Annotated in this window: 21 protein-coding genes; 5 read left to right on the top strand and 16 right to left on the bottom strand. The window is 70.3% G+C overall.

Annotation, left to right across the window (positions count from 1 at the left end; all coding sequences use genetic code 11):
* Positions 1–190 precede the first annotated feature (190 nt).
* Together BEN78_10195 and BEN78_10190 are read left to right on the top strand one after the other, a co-directional pair.
* Positions 191–901: a hypothetical protein gene (locus BEN78_10195; GenBank protein ASR43688.1), complete on the top strand. Its 711-nt coding sequence runs from the start codon at positions 191–193 to the stop codon at positions 899–901.
* A gap of 124 nt (positions 902–1,025) precedes the next feature.
* Positions 1,026–1,490, top strand: a complete 465-nt coding sequence (locus tag BEN78_10190; protein ASR45065.1) for a hypothetical protein — start codon at positions 1,026–1,028, stop codon at positions 1,488–1,490.
* 104 nt (positions 1,491–1,594) lie between these two features.
* Here the strand turns inward: BEN78_10190 and BEN78_10185 are convergent, their stop codons facing one another.
* The 9 genes from BEN78_10185 to BEN78_10145 form a co-directional block, all read right to left on the bottom strand.
* Positions 1,595–2,260, bottom strand: coding sequence for a hypothetical protein (locus BEN78_10185; GenBank protein ASR43687.1), 666 nt, complete (start codon positions 2,258–2,260; stop codon positions 1,595–1,597).
* 237 nt (positions 2,261–2,497) lie between these two features.
* Positions 2,498–2,875 carry a hypothetical protein gene (locus BEN78_10180; GenBank protein ID ASR43686.1) on the bottom strand — a complete coding sequence of 126 codons (378 nt, stop codon included), beginning with the start codon at positions 2,873–2,875 and terminating at the stop codon, positions 2,498–2,500.
* Between the two features lie 19 nt (positions 2,876–2,894).
* Positions 2,895–3,566, bottom strand: a complete 672-nt coding sequence (locus tag BEN78_10175) for a hypothetical protein (protein ASR43685.1) — start codon at positions 3,564–3,566, stop codon at positions 2,895–2,897.
* A 45-nt stretch (positions 3,567–3,611) separates the two neighbouring features.
* Complete coding sequence (locus tag BEN78_10170; protein ID ASR43684.1) at positions 3,612–4,850, bottom strand: hypothetical protein; 1,239 nt, start codon at positions 4,848–4,850, stop codon at positions 3,612–3,614.
* Complete coding sequence (locus BEN78_10165; GenBank protein ID ASR43683.1) at positions 4,847–5,611, bottom strand: macrolide ABC transporter ATP-binding protein; 765 nt, start codon at positions 5,609–5,611, stop codon at positions 4,847–4,849. The genes BEN78_10170 and BEN78_10165 overlap by 4 nt, the downstream gene beginning before the upstream one ends.
* Positions 5,608–5,856, bottom strand: a complete 249-nt coding sequence (locus BEN78_10160) for a hypothetical protein (GenBank protein ASR43682.1) — start codon at positions 5,854–5,856, stop codon at positions 5,608–5,610. The genes BEN78_10165 and BEN78_10160 overlap by 4 nt, the downstream gene beginning before the upstream one ends.
* The gene (locus BEN78_10155) at positions 5,853–7,088 is read right to left on the bottom strand and encodes an efflux transporter periplasmic adaptor subunit (GenBank protein ASR43681.1); all 1,236 of its coding nucleotides are present in this window, start codon (positions 7,086–7,088) and stop codon (positions 5,853–5,855) included. The genes BEN78_10160 and BEN78_10155 overlap by 4 nt, the downstream gene beginning before the upstream one ends.
* 156 nt (positions 7,089–7,244) lie before the next feature.
* Positions 7,245–8,558, bottom strand: coding sequence for a hypothetical protein (locus tag BEN78_10150; GenBank protein ASR43680.1), 1,314 nt, complete (start codon positions 8,556–8,558; stop codon positions 7,245–7,247).
* Between the two features lie 26 nt (positions 8,559–8,584).
* Entirely contained in the window at positions 8,585–9,298 is a 714-nt protein-coding gene (locus tag BEN78_10145) for a DNA-binding response regulator (GenBank protein ID ASR43679.1), read from the bottom strand.
* A gap of 142 nt (positions 9,299–9,440) precedes the next feature.
* On the opposite strand from BEN78_10145, the gene BEN78_10140 reads away from it, so the two are divergent.
* Positions 9,441–9,785: a hypothetical protein gene (locus BEN78_10140; GenBank protein ASR43678.1), complete on the top strand. Its 345-nt coding sequence runs from the start codon at positions 9,441–9,443 to the stop codon at positions 9,783–9,785.
* 328 nt (positions 9,786–10,113) lie between these two features.
* Here the strand turns inward: BEN78_10140 and BEN78_10135 are convergent, their stop codons facing one another.
* The 4 genes from BEN78_10135 to BEN78_10120 form a co-directional block, all read right to left on the bottom strand.
* Entirely contained in the window at positions 10,114–10,437 is a 324-nt protein-coding gene (locus tag BEN78_10135; GenBank protein ASR43677.1) for a hypothetical protein, read from the bottom strand.
* Positions 10,438–10,526: 89 nt separating this feature from the next.
* Positions 10,527–11,372 (bottom strand): nucleoside triphosphate pyrophosphohydrolase, encoded by an 846-nt coding sequence (locus tag BEN78_10130; GenBank protein ASR43676.1) that lies wholly within the window; start codon positions 11,370–11,372, stop codon positions 10,527–10,529.
* A gap of 28 nt (positions 11,373–11,400) precedes the next feature.
* Positions 11,401–12,216, bottom strand: coding sequence for a 3'(2'),5'-bisphosphate nucleotidase (locus BEN78_10125; GenBank protein ID ASR43675.1), 816 nt, complete (start codon positions 12,214–12,216; stop codon positions 11,401–11,403).
* Positions 12,209–12,760: an ADP compounds hydrolase NudE gene (locus BEN78_10120; GenBank protein ID ASR43674.1), complete on the bottom strand. Its 552-nt coding sequence runs from the start codon at positions 12,758–12,760 to the stop codon at positions 12,209–12,211. The genes BEN78_10125 and BEN78_10120 overlap by 8 nt, the downstream gene beginning before the upstream one ends.
* A 53-nt stretch (positions 12,761–12,813) precedes the next feature.
* Between BEN78_10120 and BEN78_10115 the strand changes: the two genes are divergently transcribed.
* Both BEN78_10115 and BEN78_10110 read left to right on the top strand, forming a co-directional pair.
* Positions 12,814–14,241, top strand: a complete 1,428-nt coding sequence (locus BEN78_10115) for an adenosylmethionine--8-amino-7-oxononanoate transaminase (protein ID ASR43673.1) — start codon at positions 12,814–12,816, stop codon at positions 14,239–14,241.
* A complete protein-coding gene (locus BEN78_10110) occupies positions 14,232–14,966 on the top strand; it encodes a 16S rRNA (uracil(1498)-N(3))-methyltransferase (GenBank protein ASR43672.1) in 735 nt (244 codons plus the stop codon). The genes BEN78_10115 and BEN78_10110 overlap by 10 nt, the downstream gene beginning before the upstream one ends.
* A 34-nt stretch (positions 14,967–15,000) precedes the next feature.
* Here BEN78_10110 and BEN78_10105 read toward each other — a convergent pair whose 3' ends face one another.
* Genes BEN78_10105 through BEN78_10095 form a run of 3 tightly spaced genes read right to left on the bottom strand, consistent with a single transcriptional unit; the run spans position 15,001 to position 16,705 of the window.
* On the bottom strand, positions 15,001–15,474 hold the full coding sequence (locus BEN78_10105) for a hypothetical protein (protein ID ASR43671.1): 474 nt from the start codon (positions 15,472–15,474) through the stop codon (positions 15,001–15,003).
* Complete coding sequence (locus BEN78_10100) at positions 15,462–16,091, bottom strand: hypothetical protein (protein ID ASR43670.1); 630 nt, start codon at positions 16,089–16,091, stop codon at positions 15,462–15,464. Before BEN78_10100 ends, BEN78_10105 begins: the two co-directional genes overlap by 13 nt.
* Positions 16,004–16,705 (bottom strand): hypothetical protein, encoded by a 702-nt coding sequence (locus BEN78_10095; protein ASR43669.1) that lies wholly within the window; start codon positions 16,703–16,705, stop codon positions 16,004–16,006. The genes BEN78_10100 and BEN78_10095 overlap by 88 nt, the downstream gene beginning before the upstream one ends.
* Positions 16,706–16,768 lie beyond the last annotated feature (63 nt).

Genomic DNA, 16,768 nt, shown 5'->3' with positions numbered 1-16,768 from the left:
ACGCCAGATGCGCACCGGCGGGACTCGGCGCACGGGCCGCGGAGGGGTCGAAAGCATTGGCAGACCGGATCGGAAGGACTGTCGCGACCGGGCGATTCTGCCACATCCCGGGCCTCGGGCCGGCCGTGGTTTGCATCGCGCGACAGGGGCTGTTTGACTGGCGGCTCGTTCGAACCTGGTCCTGTCCCTGATGCATGCCCCGCTTTTCGCCCGTTTCCGCGCCGCTGCCGTCCTCTCGCTCGCTGCCCTGCTGCTGGCTGCCTGTGCCAGCAGTCCGCGCAATTTCACCGCCGGCCTCGACCCGGTGTCGTCGCCCGAATGGGCGGCCGACATGGCCCGGTTCGCCGCCCAGGACGCCGCGACGCCGCCGCCGGAGCGGCCGGTCGTGTTCACCGGCAGCTCGTCGGTGCGCTTCTGGGACACGCTGGCGACCGACTTCCCCGACGTGCCGGTGCTCAACCGCGGATTCGGCGGCTCGCAGGTGCGCGATTCGGTGTGGTACGCCGACGAGATCGCATTGCGCTACCGCCCGCGCCAGATCGTGCTCTACGCCGGCGACAACGACACCGCCGACGGCCGATCCGCGCAACAGGTGCTGGCCGACACGCAGGTGTTCGTCCGGCGCATCCATGCCGAACTGCCCGGCACCCAGATCGCGCTGCTCGGCATCAAGCCCAGCCCGTTACGCGCAAACCTGCTGGGCGTCCAGCGCGAGGCCAACGAGGCGCTGCGCGCCTGGGCCGCGACCCAGCGCAATGTCGCCTACATCGACGTCTTCACCCCGATGCTGGATGCGAACGGCGTGCCGCGCGAGGAGTTGTTCATCGAAGATCGCCTGCACATGAACGCCGCCGGCTACGCGCTGTGGCGCGAGATCATCGGCCCCTACCTGGTCCGCTGACGCCGGGCTTTCACCCGGCCCGAATGCGTGCCCGGCGAGACTGCGCCGGGTATCGATCCGGAGCACGGCCATGCGCCTCCGCCTCGCCGCCGGCCTGCTGGCCGCGCTGACCCTGGGAGTTCCCATGTCGCATGCGTTCGCACAATCGACCGTCGCGCCGCAACACCCCGGCGCACCTGGCTACGACGCGCTGCTCGACGCCGCCACCGCGCCGCTGCGCAGCGCACTCGGCGACCGCGTGGCTGTCGACGTCGAACGTCTGGATCGGCTGGGCGATTGGGCGTTCCTGCAAGGCACGCTACGCGCCCCCGGGGGCGGTCGCCCGGACTACGCCGGCACGCCGTATGCGGAGCGTGCCGCGGCCGGCGGCATGTCCGATGTCTATGTGGCGCTGCTGCGCGTCGAGCCCGCGCAGACCCATGCCGCCGACGCAGCGTCGGAAGCCCCGCCCCACGACGGGACGCCAACGGCCGCGAAGCCCGCCGCGACGCAATGGACGGTGCTCGACCATGCGATCGGGCCATCCGATGTGGCGTGGCTGACCTGGCCGCAGACGTACGCGGCGCCCCGCCAGTTGTTCGGGTTCTAGCGTCGGCGCCATCCTTGCGCCGCAAGGCGCGCGGCGCTCGCACGATGTCCGCACACATCAAAGAGGCCGGCGAATGCCGGCCTTGATGCATCCGCGACCAGGCCTCAGCGCGGCGGCGTGATGATCTCGTAATTGCCCGAGGCACCGCCCCAGCTGATGCGCTGCGAGCCATCGGCATTGACGTTGTTGGAGCCGATGAACTGCGGTTTGCCGCCTTCGAAGCCGGCGAACAGCACCACGTGCGACTGGCCGTTCTTCTGCATCAGCACCACATCGCCAGGTCGGGCATCGGCCAGCGACACCGTCTGCCAACCGTCGCCCTTGAGGTTGTTGGCCAACTGGTCGACCGATGCGCTGGCCTGGCTGGCGTCAATGACGCCCGCCTTCTGCAGCACCGCCGAGACGAAGTTCGCGCAATTGACGTTGTTGGGCACCCACGACTGCATCGGGAGTTCGTCGCTGTACTTGAGTTCGCCCGCATTGCGGCCGATGAACTGCTCGGCGATCGCAGCTGGGTTGCGTGCATCGACCGCCCCGGTATCGCCGACCGCGCCGGTGCCGCCGACGCCGCCGGCCCCCTGGTTGCCGGTCGCGCCGCCTGCGCCACCCGGGATGAGGAGCGTGTCGCCAGCGTAGATCTTGTTGGGGTCGCGGATCTGGCTGTTGGCCGACATCAGCGCATCGACCGACGTGCCGTAGCGCACGGCCAGTGCGCTGAGGGTATCGCCCCAGGCGATGTGGTGGGACGAGGTGCTGCCGATCGCGGTCATCGCTGTGCCTCCGGAAGGACGTCTGGCAGGCCCCGGTGACCGGGGCGACGTATGCACTGTCGCCGCCCTGGCCTGCCCGCTCAATCTGGGATCGACCCTAGCCGGGACGCAGGTCCTATTCATCGCCCGCTCCGGCCACGTCCGTGGTCACGTCGCCGGCGACGTGACGCCCACGTGATGCGACGGGCGATCGGCCTGCGCGCACAAGCGCAGGCCGTCTGTCCGCGGTTCGACCGATCAACGTCGCCTGGCGGCCCCCTTTGGCTGATGCAGGCTCAACACGATGCCGTCGGGATCGAGGAAATCGAGGGTGAGTCCGCCGTCGGGCGCCTCGCTGACCGGGGTCACGATGTCCACGCCCTGGGCGACGAGCGCATCGGCGCAATCGTCGATGCCGCCATCGAGCGAGAACACCGGGATCGGCGTGTCGCCCACCCGGACAGCGCGCTCGAGCAACACGAGCGTCACGCTGCCGGCCTGGGCGATGGCCATCGGGCCCTCGTGGCTGTCCTCGAGCGTGAGCGGCAGGCCGAGCACGTCGCGGTAGAAAGCCGCACTGCGCGGCAGGTCGGTGACGAAGAACACGAGTGTTTCGAGTCGGGCGTTTGCGAGCATGGCGATTCCTGAAGGTGGGTTACGCCGATACGTTGCCGCCGGGGGCCCGACCGTGAGCACCGCGTCGGATCAACAACAGGTGCCCACTGGGATCCTGCGTCCCGAACGCATCGCCCAACCCCGCACTCCGCAGCACGCGGCGGGCCGGCCCCATCAGTCGCGGCATCGGCGCGCGGTGCGGCACCGGCGCCGCGGCGAACGCCCGCAGCGCCGTCCGGACCTCTGCGGGCGCCGCGGCGACGGACTTGCGGATCGAGGCCAACCGCTGCCGGAACGCCTGCGGCGAGATGCCGAGCAGCCAACGGATCTCGACGGCATCGAGGCCGTGCAGGACGAGCCGGGCCACGCGCCGGGCCGCGGGCGGCATCGGCGGCAGTCGCGGCAAGGCGGTCACGTCGCAGGCCTCGCGCGTATGCAGACAGTCGCCGGCCTCGTCCTCGCGGCGCCGCCGTCGCGCCGCACTGCGCGCAGCCAGGGCGGCCTGCCGTCGCAGGGTGCCCGCCAGCCATGCCGCATCGGTGCGGCCGGCCAGGATCGCGGCGAGCAGGACCTCCTGCACGAGATCGTCGACATCGGCCGCGCGCCGACTCAGGCGCGCCGCCTGCGCGCGCAGACGACGCAGCAGGGCGGCGTCGATCGCCGGCGTTCCGGGCAGGGCGCCGCTCGTGGGATCGGGACGAGATGCAAGCATGCCTCGGAGCATAGCCGCGCCCCGCGCAGGACGCCTGCCCCTGGCTCACTGCTGGCGCAGCGCCTCGATCGGGTCGAGTTCGGAGGCCTTGCGGGCCGGGTAGTAGCCGAAGAACAGGCCGGTCGCGACCGAGAACCCGGCTGCCAGCGCCACCACGTTGCCGTTGAGCTGGATCGGCAACTCGGTGTTGTAGTGCCCGACCAGCAACGCGCCGATCACGCCCAACGCGATGCCCAGCACGCCGCCGCCCAGCGACAGCAGCATCGCCTCGGCGAGGAACTGGCGGCGGATGTCCGAGGGCCCCGCGCCGACAGCCATGCGCAGGCCAATCTCACGGATCCGCTCGGTCACCGAGACCAGCATGATGTTCATGATGCCGATGCCGCCGACGATCAGCGAGATCGTCGCGACCGCGCCGAGCAGCCACGACATCTGGCGCGTGGTCTGGTTGCGGGTGGCGACCAGTTGGGAGACGTTGCGCACCTGGAAGTCGTCCGGCTCGCCCGGGCCGATCCGGTGGCGCTGGCGCAGCAGCGATTCCACCTCGTTCTGCACATAGCCCAGGTCGCCGGCATCGGCGACCGTCAGCGATACATCCATGACTGCGCCGGCCGGCAGGCCCATCGCCCCCATCAGGCGCCGTCGCGCGGTGTCCAGCGGCACGATCAGAATCTCGTCCTGGTCGCTGCCGAAGCCGCTCAACCCCTTGCTGTCGAGCGTGCCGAGCACGGTGAAGATCGTCCGGCCGATGCGCACCTGTTCGCCGACGCCGCTGGCCTCGCCGAACAGCTCCCGGCGTACCGTTTCGCCCAGCAGCACCACGCGCTCGGCGCCAGTGAAGTGCTGGGCCTCGAAGCCGCTGCCATTGGCGATCGTCCAGCCGTTGATCTCCAGAAAATCGGGCTGGACGCCGCGCCAACCGCTGTTCCAGTTGCGCTCGGCGTAGACCACCTGGCTGCTGCCGCGCAACGAACCGGAGATGTATTGCACCTCCGGGATTTCCTGGCGGATCGCATCGATGTCGCCCTCATTGAGGGTGAAGAAGCTCGAGGCGCTCATGCGTGCGCCGCCAGGCGAGCGGCCAGCGCTGGGGCCGATGTCGAGCTTCTGCGCGCCCAGACCCGACAGCTGACGATCGATCTCTGCCTGGGTGCCCTGCCCCACCGACACCATGACGATGACCGCGGCGATGCCGATGATCACGCCCAGCGACGTCAGCGCGCTGCGCATCCAGTTGCCACGCAGCGCGAAGATCGCCGTGCGCAGCACGTCGAGAAAGCTCATGGGCGCCCTCCCGTCTGCTGGGTGGCGGCATCGGCATGGAGGGCCGGACGCCCGCTTCCCGGCTCTTCATGCAGCTCGCCGTCGCGCATCACGTAGGTGCGGTCGGCATGCGCAGCGACCTCGGGGTCATGGGTGATCAGCACCACGGTATGGCCGTCGTCGCGCAGTTGCTTGAACAACGCGAGGATCTCCTCACCGGTGCGGGTGTCGAGCGCACCGGTGGGTTCGTCGGCGAGCAGCACTGGCGGCCGGTTGATCAACGCCCGCGCGATCGCGACGCGCTGCTGCTGGCCGCCGGACAACTCGCTGGGCCGATGCGCGGTCCGTGCCCCCAGCCCGACCGCCTCGAGCGCGGCCTGTGCCCGTGCCCGCCGGTCGGCCGGCGGCACGCGCGCATACCCCAGCGGCATCGCCACGTTGTCGAGCGCGCTCATCCGCGGCAGCAGGTTGAAGCCCTGGAAGACGAAGCCGATCGTGTCGCGGCGCAGGGCCGCCAGCGCCTCGCGGTCGAGCGTCGCGACGTCGACGCCGTCGCACAGATAGACGCCGTCGCTGGGCGTGTCGAGGCAGCCAATCAGATTCATCAGCGTGGACTTGCCCGACCCCGACGGGCCCATGATCGCGACGAACTCGCCGCGCCGGATGAGCAGATCGACGCCGCGCAAGGCCACGACCTCCGCCTCGCTGCCTTCGGCGTAGACCTTCTTGAGCGCGCGGGTCTCGATGACGGGCGCCGCGGGCGCCGGAATGGATGTACTCATCGCGGCGCGCGTTCGCCGATGACGATCGCATCGCCCTCGGCGACCGGCCCCGAGATCTCGACACTACTGCCGTCGCTGGCCCCGATGCGCACCGGCACCGCCTCGCGCCGCCCATCGACCAGGCGGTAGAGCGTGGTTCGCGTCGCGCCCACCAGCGAGGCCAGTGTGCGCTGCCATTGCGCGCGCTGGGTGTCGTCGAGCTGCGCGGAAAAGTCGGCGAAATCCTGCTGGACGCGCTCGGTCACGCGCTGCCGGATCTGCGCCTGGAGACGGGGATCGAGCGCGCGCGCGCCACCGCCCGGTCCGCCACCGGCGCCACCCGCTGCCGGGCCGCGCGCGCCCTCGGGGGCCCGCTGGCCCCGGCCTGCGGGCGGTCTTGCTGGCGCGTGCGCATCGCGGCCAGCGCCGCATCGAACGCGGCCCGCTGCGATGCATTCAATTCCAGATCCGCGGCTGCGGCCTCCAGGTCAGCGACCAGGCCACCGGCGGGCGCGCCCGAGGGCGCCGCCATCGCGATCTGCGCAGCGTCTGCCGGCTTGTAACGCGTCGCCGCGCTGGCCACCTTGAGCACGTTGCGGCGGTTGCTGACTTCGATCTCGGCATTGACTGTGAGCCCCGGCAGCAGCGTGCCGTCGCTGTTGTCGACGGTCACCACCACCGGATAGGTGACCACATTGTTGGTGGTCGTCGCCGACAGCCGGACCTGCTCGACGACGCCGCGGAACTGGCGATCGGGGAAGGCGTCGGCGGTGAAGTTGACGGTCTGGCCCGTGCGCACCTGGCCGATGTCTGATTCGTCGACCGACAGTTCGATGCGCATCTTCGCCAGGTCCTCGGCGATCTGGAACAGTTCGGGCGCGGTCATGCTCGCGGCCACCGTCTGTCCAGGCTCGATCGAGCGCAGCAACACCACCCCGTCCACCGGAGAGCGGATCACCGTGCGGTCCAGGTTGACCCGCGTGGTCTGCGTCGCGGCGGTCTGCTGGCGGATCTGCGCCTGCATCGAGGCGACCTGGGCGCGCGCCTGGTCGAGCGCAGCCTTGGCCAGGTCGATGTCGCTCTGCGCGACCAGCCGCTGGGTGCCCAGATCAGCCTTGCGACGATAGTCGAGCTCGGCGTTCTGCAATGTCGCCTGCGCCTGCGCCAACGACGCCCGCGCCGAGGCGATCTGCGCACTGCCCTGCTCGATCTGCGCCTGGTAGCTGCTCGGATCGATGCGCGCGATGATCTGGTCCTTGACGACCTTGTCGTTGAAGTCGACCAGCACGTCGGTGATCTGTCCCGAGATCTGGCTGCCGACGGTCACCGTCGAGGTCGCGCTGAGGGTGCCCGTCGCCGAGATCGCGACGCGAATGTCGCCGCGCTCGACCAGCGTGGTGCGGTAGGCAGAGTCGGCGCCCTCGCTGCTGCGGCCGGTCCACCACCACAACCCTGCGGCGATGACCGCGACCCCCACAACGATGGGCACGATGCGCACCGGACCACGGCGACGGGAAGCAGACTTGGGCTTGGCACGGCTCGACATGCAGGCATCTTCGATGGGCGGTATGACGGGGTAACGCACCAGGCCGGCTGCAGTTGACCGGGGTGCGCACCGAATATCATGCCGCGTGCAGGACCGTCCGGCGCAGGTTCAGGCGGCCGGGCGCGTCAACTTGATCGTCACCGTCGTGCCCTCGCCAGGCGTGCTGTCCAGGCTCACCGGCCAGCCGAAGCGAGTGCCCAGCCGGCGCACGATGGACAGGCCGATGCCCTTGCCGGCCTGACCGAACGGATCGACCCGGTAGAACGGCTCGTAGACCCGCTGCAGCACCTCGTGCGTCATGCCGATGCCGGTATCGCGCACGACGATGCGATCCTCGGCGACCACCACCACCACTTCGCCCTTCTCGGTGAACGCCCAGGCATTGCGCAGCAGATGGCCGAGCATCACGCCGAGCACGCGCGGCGGGGCCTCCAGCCGCGGACTGGCCTGCAGGTCGACCCGCAATCCCAGATGCTTGGCGTCGAACATCGGCCGGACCTTCTCGACCTCTTCGTCGACGACCGTAGCGACCTCGAACACTTCGCTTTGCGGCATCACCCCACGTTCGCGCGCGAGCACCAGCAAGGCGTCGATGACCGCTTCCATGTCCTGGCTGGCGCGGCGGATGCGCAGCAGCGGGCGCTGCTGATGGGGCGGCGTCGACGGATCGGCTGCGATCATGTCGCTGGCGACGCGGATCACCGTCAGCGGAGTACGCAGCTCGTGGCTGGCATCGCGGGTGAATTCGCGCTCGCGGCGGACGAACGAGGCGATGCGCTCGCCCAGCCCGTGCAGTGCGCTTGACAGTGCCTGCGCCTCGCGGCCGCCGCCCTCGCGCGACTCCAGTGGCGGCGGCATCCCGTCCTCGTCGCCAGCGGGATTCCAGCGACCAACCTCGACGGCGAGTTGGTGGATCGGCAGCACCATCCGCTTGGAGGTGCGGTAGGTCAGCCACGACACGATGAAGATCGTGCCGACGGTCAGCACGATCAGACCGCCTGCAGCCAGGGCCAGCATGCGGTCGAACAGCCCCATCGACACGGCCAGATACAGCGTGCCGGCCTCGCGCCGGTCCACCAGCAGCACGCCACTGGTGTCGCGGCGTTGCGAAAAGCCCTCGGGTGCATCCTTGAACCAGAGCAGGCTGGCGACCGCCCGGTCGCCGCTGACGATGCTGTCCCAGGCACCGCCGCCGCTGGGGACGAAGTAGCCCTGCATATTTGCGCCGAACGGCGGCGGATAGGCCGCGTCGGTCGTGCGTGCGCGCCAATAGGCCTCGGCCTCGGCGCGCAGCCAATGGCGCGCCGCGACCTCACGGCCCACCAGCGCCGCGGCCAGGATGCACACGATCAGCGTCATGCCAGCGATGACGGCCTGGAACGTGAACGCATCGCGGATGCGATTTGGAAGCCCCTGGGGCATTGGATCGAGCGCCTGGCGTGCCGGCTTTAGGCCGGCGATTGTTCGATGTCGGCGATCCGGTAGCCGGCGCTCTGCACGGTGTGCAGCAGCTGTTTGTCGTAGGGCTTGTCGATGATCTTGCGCAGGTTGTACAGGTGGCTGCGCAGCGTGTCGGAGTCGGGCAGGCTGTTGCCCCAGATCTCGCGCTCGATCTCCTGGCGGTTGACCACCCGCGGCGATTCGCGCATCAGGATCGTCAACAGCTTCATGCCGATCGGCGAGAGCTGGAGCTCGGTGCCGCCGCGGGTGGCGCGCATGCTGGCCGGGTCGAGCACCAGGTCGGCCACTTTCAGCACCTCAGAGCCCACCTGGCGACGCTCGCGGCGGATCAGCGCGCGCAGCCGGGCCTCGAGCTCCTGGATCGCGAAGGGCTTGGTCAGGTAGTCGTCGGCGCCCGAGCTCAACCCGGTCAGCTTCTCGTCCAGCGTGTCGCGCGCGGTGAGCATCAGCACCGGCGTCGACTTGCGTGCATCCTCGCGCAGGCGCTTGCAGACCTCGATGCCGTCCAGCCGGGGCAGCATCAGGTCGAGCACGATCACGTCGTAGCTGTTCTCGGTCGCCAGGCGGTACCCGTCCAGGCCGTCGGCCGCGTAGTCGACCTCGAAACCGCGCCCTTCCAGATATTCGCCGACCATCTCTGAAATGTTGCGATTGTCCTCGACAATGAGAACGAGTCCCCCTGGTTCCTGACCTGCACGCATTGCTTGGCTCCCGTGGCTGGTGCGGTGATTAATCTTTGTGAAAATCTCACGGGCCGGGTGCACAGTTCGTGAAGATTGCGCCACATCACCCGACCGGCAGGCCCTGCGCTACGCTTCGCGCTCCCTCGCCCGAGCCCTCGACATGCCCGGCTTTGAACGCTTCCTCCCCGTGCTCCTGCTGCTGGGGTCCAACATCTTCATGACCTTCGCCTGGTACGGCCATCTCAAGTACCGCAGCGCACCGCTGCTGACGGTGATCGTGGTCAGCTGGGGCATCGCGTTCTTCGAGTACACCCTGATGGTGCCGGCCAATCGCATCGGCGCGGCGGTCTACTCGGCGCCGCAACTCAAGGGCATGCAGGAGGTCATCACCTTGCTGGTGTTCGCGGGGTTCTCGACGTGGTACCTGGGGCAGCCGTTGAAGTGGAACCATTGGGCCGGCTTCGCGATGATTGTCGTGGCGGCCTGGCTGATCTTCCTGGAGTGAGCCAAAACACAGTGCCGCTGGCGCCTTGAGTGGTCCCGGCCGCGCGCGCGGCGTCATTGTCATGACCACGCGGAACGCGATCGAGGGCGGGGCCGGCTTCGCGATGATTGTCGTGGCGGCCTGGCTGATCTTCCTGGAGTGAGCCAAAACACAGTGCCGCTGGCGCCTTGAGTGGTTCCGGCCGCGCGCGCGGCGTCATTGTCATGACCACGCGGAACGCAATCGAGAGCGGGGCCGGCTTCGCGTTGTCGTGGCGGCCTGGCTGATCTTCCTGGAGTGAGCGCAAACGCAGTGCCGCTGGCGCCCCTGTGTTCCCAGCCGCGGGCGCTCAGGCCGGCCGCGGCGAGAGCATGATCACCGCCATGCCAGTCAGGCACAGTGCCGCGCCGAGCAGGTCCCAGCGCGTCGGCACGACTGCATCCACCCGCCACAGCCAGACCAGGGCCACCGCGACATAAACGCCGCCATAGGCCGCGTAGACGCGTCCGGAGGCGGTCGGATGCAGGCTCAGCAGCCAGACGAACAGGGCCAGCGACAGCGCGGCTGGCACCAGCAGCCAAGCGCTGCCCGCCTTGCGCAGCCATACATAAGGCAGGTAGCAGCCCACGATCTCGGCCACGGCGGTGAGCAGGAACAGCAGCAGCGTCTTCATGAGCCGGAAGGGAATTGGGGACAGGAACGGGTCGTTACGATGACAGAGGGGAACGACGGGAGCCGACACTGTGCCGGGGTGGCGATGCGTCAGCCCAAATCCTCGGCGTCCGACCGGGCCTCGCTGCACTTGACGCGCATCCAGTAAGCCTCCTGGGCGGCAAGCGGCAGTTCGGCGAACGCGGTGCCGTCGGCCTCGGCCAGCGTCTCCATCGCACGGAACCGTCGTTCGAACTTGTGGTTGGCGCGGCGCAGCGCGCTGCCGACATCGACCTTCGCATGGCGTGCCAGATTGGCGGCGACGAACAGTAGATCGCCCAACTCGTCCTCCAGCCGATCGCGCGCGGCGGTATCGTCGGGATCGGCGGCGAGCGCATTGAACTCGGCGCGCACCTCGTCGAGCTCCTCCTGCAGCTTGGCAAGCACAGGCTGCGGCCCGGGCCAATCGAACCCCACCCGCGCCGCGCGGTTCTGCAGCTTTGTCGCGCGCTGCCATTCCGGCAAGCCGCGGGCGATGCCAGCCAAGGCCGAACGGTCGGTCTCGCCGGCGTCGGCGCGCTCGGCCCGCTTGATCGCCTCCCAGTTGTTCGCAACCGCGCCCGCGTCCGGGGCCGAGGTCTGCGCGAACACGTGCGGGTGCCGCCGGACCAGCTTGCCAACGATCGCCGCGACCACGTCGTCGAACGAGAACGCCCCCTGCTCCTGCGCCATGCGCGCATGGAAGACCACCTGCAGCAACAGGTCGCCCAATTCGTCGCACAGGCCCGGCAAGTCGCCGCGGTCGATCGCATCGGCAACTTCGTAGGCCTCCTCGATCGTGTAGGGCGCAATCGTGGAGAAATCCTGCTGCAGGTCCCAAGGACACCCGGTCTGCGGATCGCGCAACCGCGCCATCACCGCCAGCAACCGCGCCATCCCGTCGTCGTTCTCAGCCATCACACACATCCTTCAACCAAAACCGGAGTCAGAGCCATGTGCGCCAGGGGAGGTTCGGGTCGCCGAGGGCAATGAAGTCCCCGTTGAGCAGGGTCTGGCGCTGGTTGTAACGGAAGGGCCGGCCGTCGGGCGCGAGCACGGCGCCGTCGGCGGCCTCCAGGATCGCCTGCCCGGCGGCGGTGTCCCACTCGCAGGTCGGTCCGAAGCGCGGGTAGACATCGAGGGCGCCTTCGGCGAGCCGGCAGAACTTCAGCGACGAGCCGAGCGGCAGCGGCTCGATGTCGCCGATCCGTGCCAGTACCGCCGCGGTTCGCGGATCGCGATGCGAGCGGCTGGCGGCGACGCGCAGCGGGCCGGCCATGCCTGCGGTCCGACGCGCACGAATCGCGGTCTCGCCGCCGCCATCGCGGCGGAAGGCACCAACGCCCGGCATGCCGTACCACAGCGCGCCGGTGACCGGAGCCTGGATCACCCCGAGGATCGCGACGCCGTCGTCGATCAGCGCCAGGTTGACGCTGAACTCGCCATTGCGCTTGACGAAATCGCGGGTGCCATCGAGCGGGTCGACCAGCCACATCCGCCGCCACGCGCGGCGCTCGGCCGCCGGCACCGCATCGGCGGCTTCCTCCGACACGACCGGGATATCAGGCGTGAGCCGGTGCAGGCCGTCGACGATGACGTGATGCGCGGCGAGATCGGCCGCGGTCACCGGGCTGGCATCGGCCTTGGCGACGACGTCGAAGGCGTGTGCGTAGACCGCGAGGATCGCCTCGGCGGCGCTGTGCGCGATTGCGATCGCGCCTTCGACGATCGCAGCCTCGACCGACGCCCGGCCGTCAGCCACCGTAATGGCGCAGCCAGTCGCGGACGATGAACAACGCGGCGATCGAGCGCCCTTCCGAGAAGTCCTCGCGCAGGATCAATTCGTGCAGCGCATCGAGCTTCCACGGCACCACGTCCAGTTCCTCGGGCTCATCGCCGGGCAGCCGCTCGGGATACAGGTCGCGCGCGAGCACCAGGGTGGCCTGGTGGCTCATGTAGGTCGGCGCCAGGCTCAGGCTGCGCAAGGCATCGAGGCGTCGGGCGCCGTAGCCGGCCTCTTCCTTGAGCTCGCGGTCGGCGGCCTGGATCGGGGTCTCGCCGGCGTCGATCCGGCCCTTGACCAGGCCCAGTTCGTAGCGATGCATGCCGGCGGCGTACTCGCGCACCAGCAACACGGTCTCCGCGTCGATCAACGGGACGACGATCACCGCGCCATGGCCACGCCCGTGCAGGCGCTCGTAGCGTCGGCGCTCGCCGTTGGAGAACTCCAGATCGAGCTGCTCCATCCGGTAGGGGCCGGCGTCGTGCTCGGTGATCCCGTGGATCGTCGGCAACCGTCGGCTCACGCGCGCACGCTCCGGCCTGCACGGCGCCGGCGCTGCGGGGCGATAATGGTGGGATGACAGGACAGATCCACGATCCGGCCATTCTAGCCGACGGCAACGACTGGCGGACCCGCGACCTCGCCGCGGTCTGGCACCCGTGCACGCAGATGCGCGAGCACCCCGACACCCAACCCCTGCTGCCGATCGTGCGCGGCGAGGGCGCCTGGCTGGTCGAGGCCGGCGGCCGGCGCATCCTCGACTCGGGCAGCAGTTGGTGGACCAACCTGCACGGGCATGCCGAGCCGCGCATCGCCGAGGCGATCGCGCGCCAGGCGCGCACGCTCGAACAGGTGATCCTGGCCGGCTGTACCCACCCGTCGGCGATCGAACTGGCCGAGCGGCTGCTGGCGCTTGCCCCCCGCGAGCCCGGGCGGGCACCGTTGTCGAAGGTGTTCTACGCCGACAACGGCTCGGCTGGCGTCGAGGTCGCGCTGAAGATGGCATTCCAATGGTTCGCCAACCGTGGCGACGCGCCGCGGCGGACCAAGTTCGTCGCGCTGCGCAACGGCTACCACGGCGAGACCCTCGGCGCGCTCGCGGTCGGCGACATTCCCTTGTACCGCCGGGTCTATGCCCCGTTGCTGTGCGAGTCGCTGTTCGCGCCCTCGCCCGACGCCTTCGAGGCGCGCGCGGGTCAGAGCGCCGCCGGGCACGCCGAGGACGCGGCCGACGCGCTGGCGCGGCTGCTCGATGCGCATGCCGGCGAGGTCTGCGCGATGATCCTGGAGCCGTTGATCCAGTGCGCCGGCGGGATGCGCATGCACGACCCGGTGTACCTGCGACGCGTGCGCGAGCTGTGTGATGTGCACGGCATCTTCCTGATCGCCGACGAGATCGCGGTCGGCTTCGGGCGCACCGGCACCTTGTTCGCTTGCGAGCAGGCGCCGGGCAACGCCGGCACGCCCGCCGGGATCCAGCCCGATCTGCTGTGCCTGTCGAAGGGCCTGACCGGCGGTTTTCTGCCACTGTCGACGGTGCTCACGACCCAGGCGCTGTACGACGGCTTCCTGGACGTCTCGCGCGAGCGCGCGTTCCTGCACTCGCACAGCTACACCGGCAATCCGCTGGCCTGCGCCGCGGCCCTGGCCTCGCTCGACATCTTCGCCGCCGACGACACGCTCGCGCGCAACCGAGACACGGCCGCGCGCATGGCCACGCTGGCCGCACAGGTCGGCGCGCACCGGCACGTCGCCCACACCCGCCAGACCGGCATGGTCGTCGCGTTCGAACTCACGCGCGACGGCGACCGCGCGACGCCGTTCGATCCCGCGCTGCGCATCGGCCTGCGCGCCTACCGCCATGCGGTCGAGCGCGGCGTACTGCTGCGCCCGCTGGGTGACATCCTGTACTGGATGCCGCCCTACTGCATCGACGAAGACCAACTGCAACTGCTCGCGCAGGTCACCGCCGAGGCCATCGAGGTGGCAACCTCGTGCGCGTGATCCGGGCCTTCGTCGACCTGCCGCTGCGCGAGGGCGAGACGATCACGCTGCCCGACGACGCCGCCGCGCACCTGGTCCGCGTCCTGCGCCTGCGCGAAGGCGAGCGCTGCGTGCTGTTCAACGGCGACGGCCACGACCACGAGGCGGAGCTGACCCGGGCCGACAAGCGCGGCGCGGCCGCACGCATCGGCGCCGGCCGCCCGGTCGCGCTCGAATCGCCGCTGCGCATCGTGTTGCTGCAGGGCATCGCCCGCGGCGAGAAGATGGACTGGATCCTGCAGAAAGCCACCGAACTGGGCGTGGACGCGATCGTGCCGGTCTCCAGCGAGCGCAGCGAGGTCCGGCTCGACCCCGAGCGCGCAGGCAAGCGGCACGCGCATTGGCGCAGCGTCGTGATCTCGGCCTGCGAGCAGAGCTGGCGCGCGCACGTGCCCGAGGTCGCCGCGCCGCAATCGCTGGCGGCGGCACTGGCCACGCTGTCGCCTGGCACCGGCCGCTGGCTGCTCGACCCCGAAGCGACCGCGGGCCTGGCGACGATGCCGGCACCGGCCGGCGACCTGGTGCTCGCGATCGGCCCGGAGGGCGGCTGGTCGGCCAACGACCGCGCTGCGCTCGTCGCCGCTGGCTTCGGCGGGCTGCGCCTGGGCCCCCGGATCCTGCGCACCGAGACCGCCGGCATCGCCGCGATCGCCGCGCTGCAGGCGCGTTTCGGCGACCTGGGGTGAGGCCGAGTCCGGCCTGCGCCAGAATCGGTCCGACTTAGTCCACGACCTCGCGCACCGCGCCCTCGAGCGCATCCAGATCCGGGATCTGCGCGCTCTCCTCGCCCAACTGCACACGGGCGCGGACTGCGAACGGTAACGGCGCGGCGTGCGCGTCATCGGCGTCGCGCAATTGCGCGACCGAGACCGTCACCAGGCGTGGGAAGCCCTGGGTCGACAGCGCGAAATACGGCAGCCGCGGATCGCCGCCGAGTGCCTTGAGCACGACCACCTTGTTGCCGGGGCCGGCCGCGTCGTCGCCCTGCCCCGACAGCGCCGCGAAGTCGACCAGCGGCAACCGCCAGCCGCGCCAACGCAAGCGCCCGGGCAGCCACGCCGGCGCACCGGCGATGGGGTCGGGCAACGAGTACGACAGCACCTCGGAGATCGTCGCGTTGGGCAGCAGCAATTGGGTCGCCCCGGCCCGGATCAGCACGCAACGGATGTCGGCCGCCGCGCTCACAGCGACCAGCCCTCATGCTGAGGCGCGCCGGCGCCGGGCATCCAGCGTTCGATCACCCAAGCGGCGAGCGTCGGCGGTGGCCCGGTCCGATGGCCGCGTGCGTTCAACGCCTGGCCGGGGGTGGGGTCGTAGCACCCGGCTCCGTCCTGTCCGATGACCAGCGCGCCCTGCCAGGTGGGCGCCGTGGCCAGCGGCACGAGCGCGGGATCGGCGCCGCTCAGCAGCAGCCAGGCACTGTCGGCGGCCGGCATCGCCTGCGTGATCGCAGCGGGGTCGCCACCGGCGGCGAAGCGCAACTGCGCGCCCGTGCGCAGCGGCTGCAGGTCCGGCGGCAGCACGTACACCGCACCGGGCATGATCGCCATGCCCGGCTCGGCCAGATGGACCGGCATCGCCGCCACACGCGCCATCTGCCGGACCAGTTGGTCGTAGCGACCGCTCTCCAGACGCAGCCGCACCAGCACCGGCCGCGGGAACGCTTCGGGCAGCGCAGCGAGCAGTTGCCGGACCGCATCCGGACTGCCGAGCCCGCCGTCCATCAGGACCAGTCCGCGCTCCGGGCCATGGCCGTAGCTGTCGGCGTCGGCCAGCGCCAGACCGGCGATCCGCTGCTCGAGATCGGCCAAGTCGTGGCCAGGCGGGAGCTGCGGCGGCGGGTCGGACACGTCGGCGAGCCCACGGAACGACGGCAGCAGGTCGATGTCTGCCGGGGCACCGCAGCCGCGGCAGCATGGTCGCGCTCGGCTGTGTCGACGGATCCGGCGGCCGGCACGCTGTCCGCAACGGCAGCAGGCACTGGCAGAGCTGCGACATCATCGGCCGCGAAATCGACATCGAAATCGAGCGCGAAGGGGGCGTGCGGCATGGCGGGCGCGTCGTCGTACTCGGCCGCGACCGGATCGAACGCATAGGCCGCATGGGCGGACGACACACCCGACGCCTCGTCGGTCTGCGTCGCCTCAGGGCCTGACTGCGGGGCCTCGCGCAGCCGTAGCTTGGCGCCCAGTCGCCGCACCCAGTGCGAGGCATCGTCGCCGCCGCGCTCGAGCACGCGATCGGCTTCCTCGAAGACCACCGTGCGTCCGGAATGTGCGAGCACGGGCGCCAGCGCATCGAGCGCCTCGGCGATTGACGGTTCCAGCGCGACAACGATCGCGGCCGGCGCGAGCGCATCGAGCTGCATCGCGTCCGCCATCAGCGGATCGACCTCCACGGCCGCGGCCGCGCCGGCCTCCACCACGGCGGCCGCTAGCCGGTCGCAAACCGGGCCGGGCCGGGCCAGCACCACCACAGGCAGGGCAGG

The sequence above is a fragment of the Xanthomonas citri pv. mangiferaeindicae genome, from assembly GCA_002240395.1.
Lineage (GTDB): Bacteria > Pseudomonadota > Gammaproteobacteria > Xanthomonadales > Xanthomonadaceae > Luteimonas > Luteimonas citri_A.
This window is presented reverse-complemented; position numbering and strand designations above follow the sequence as displayed.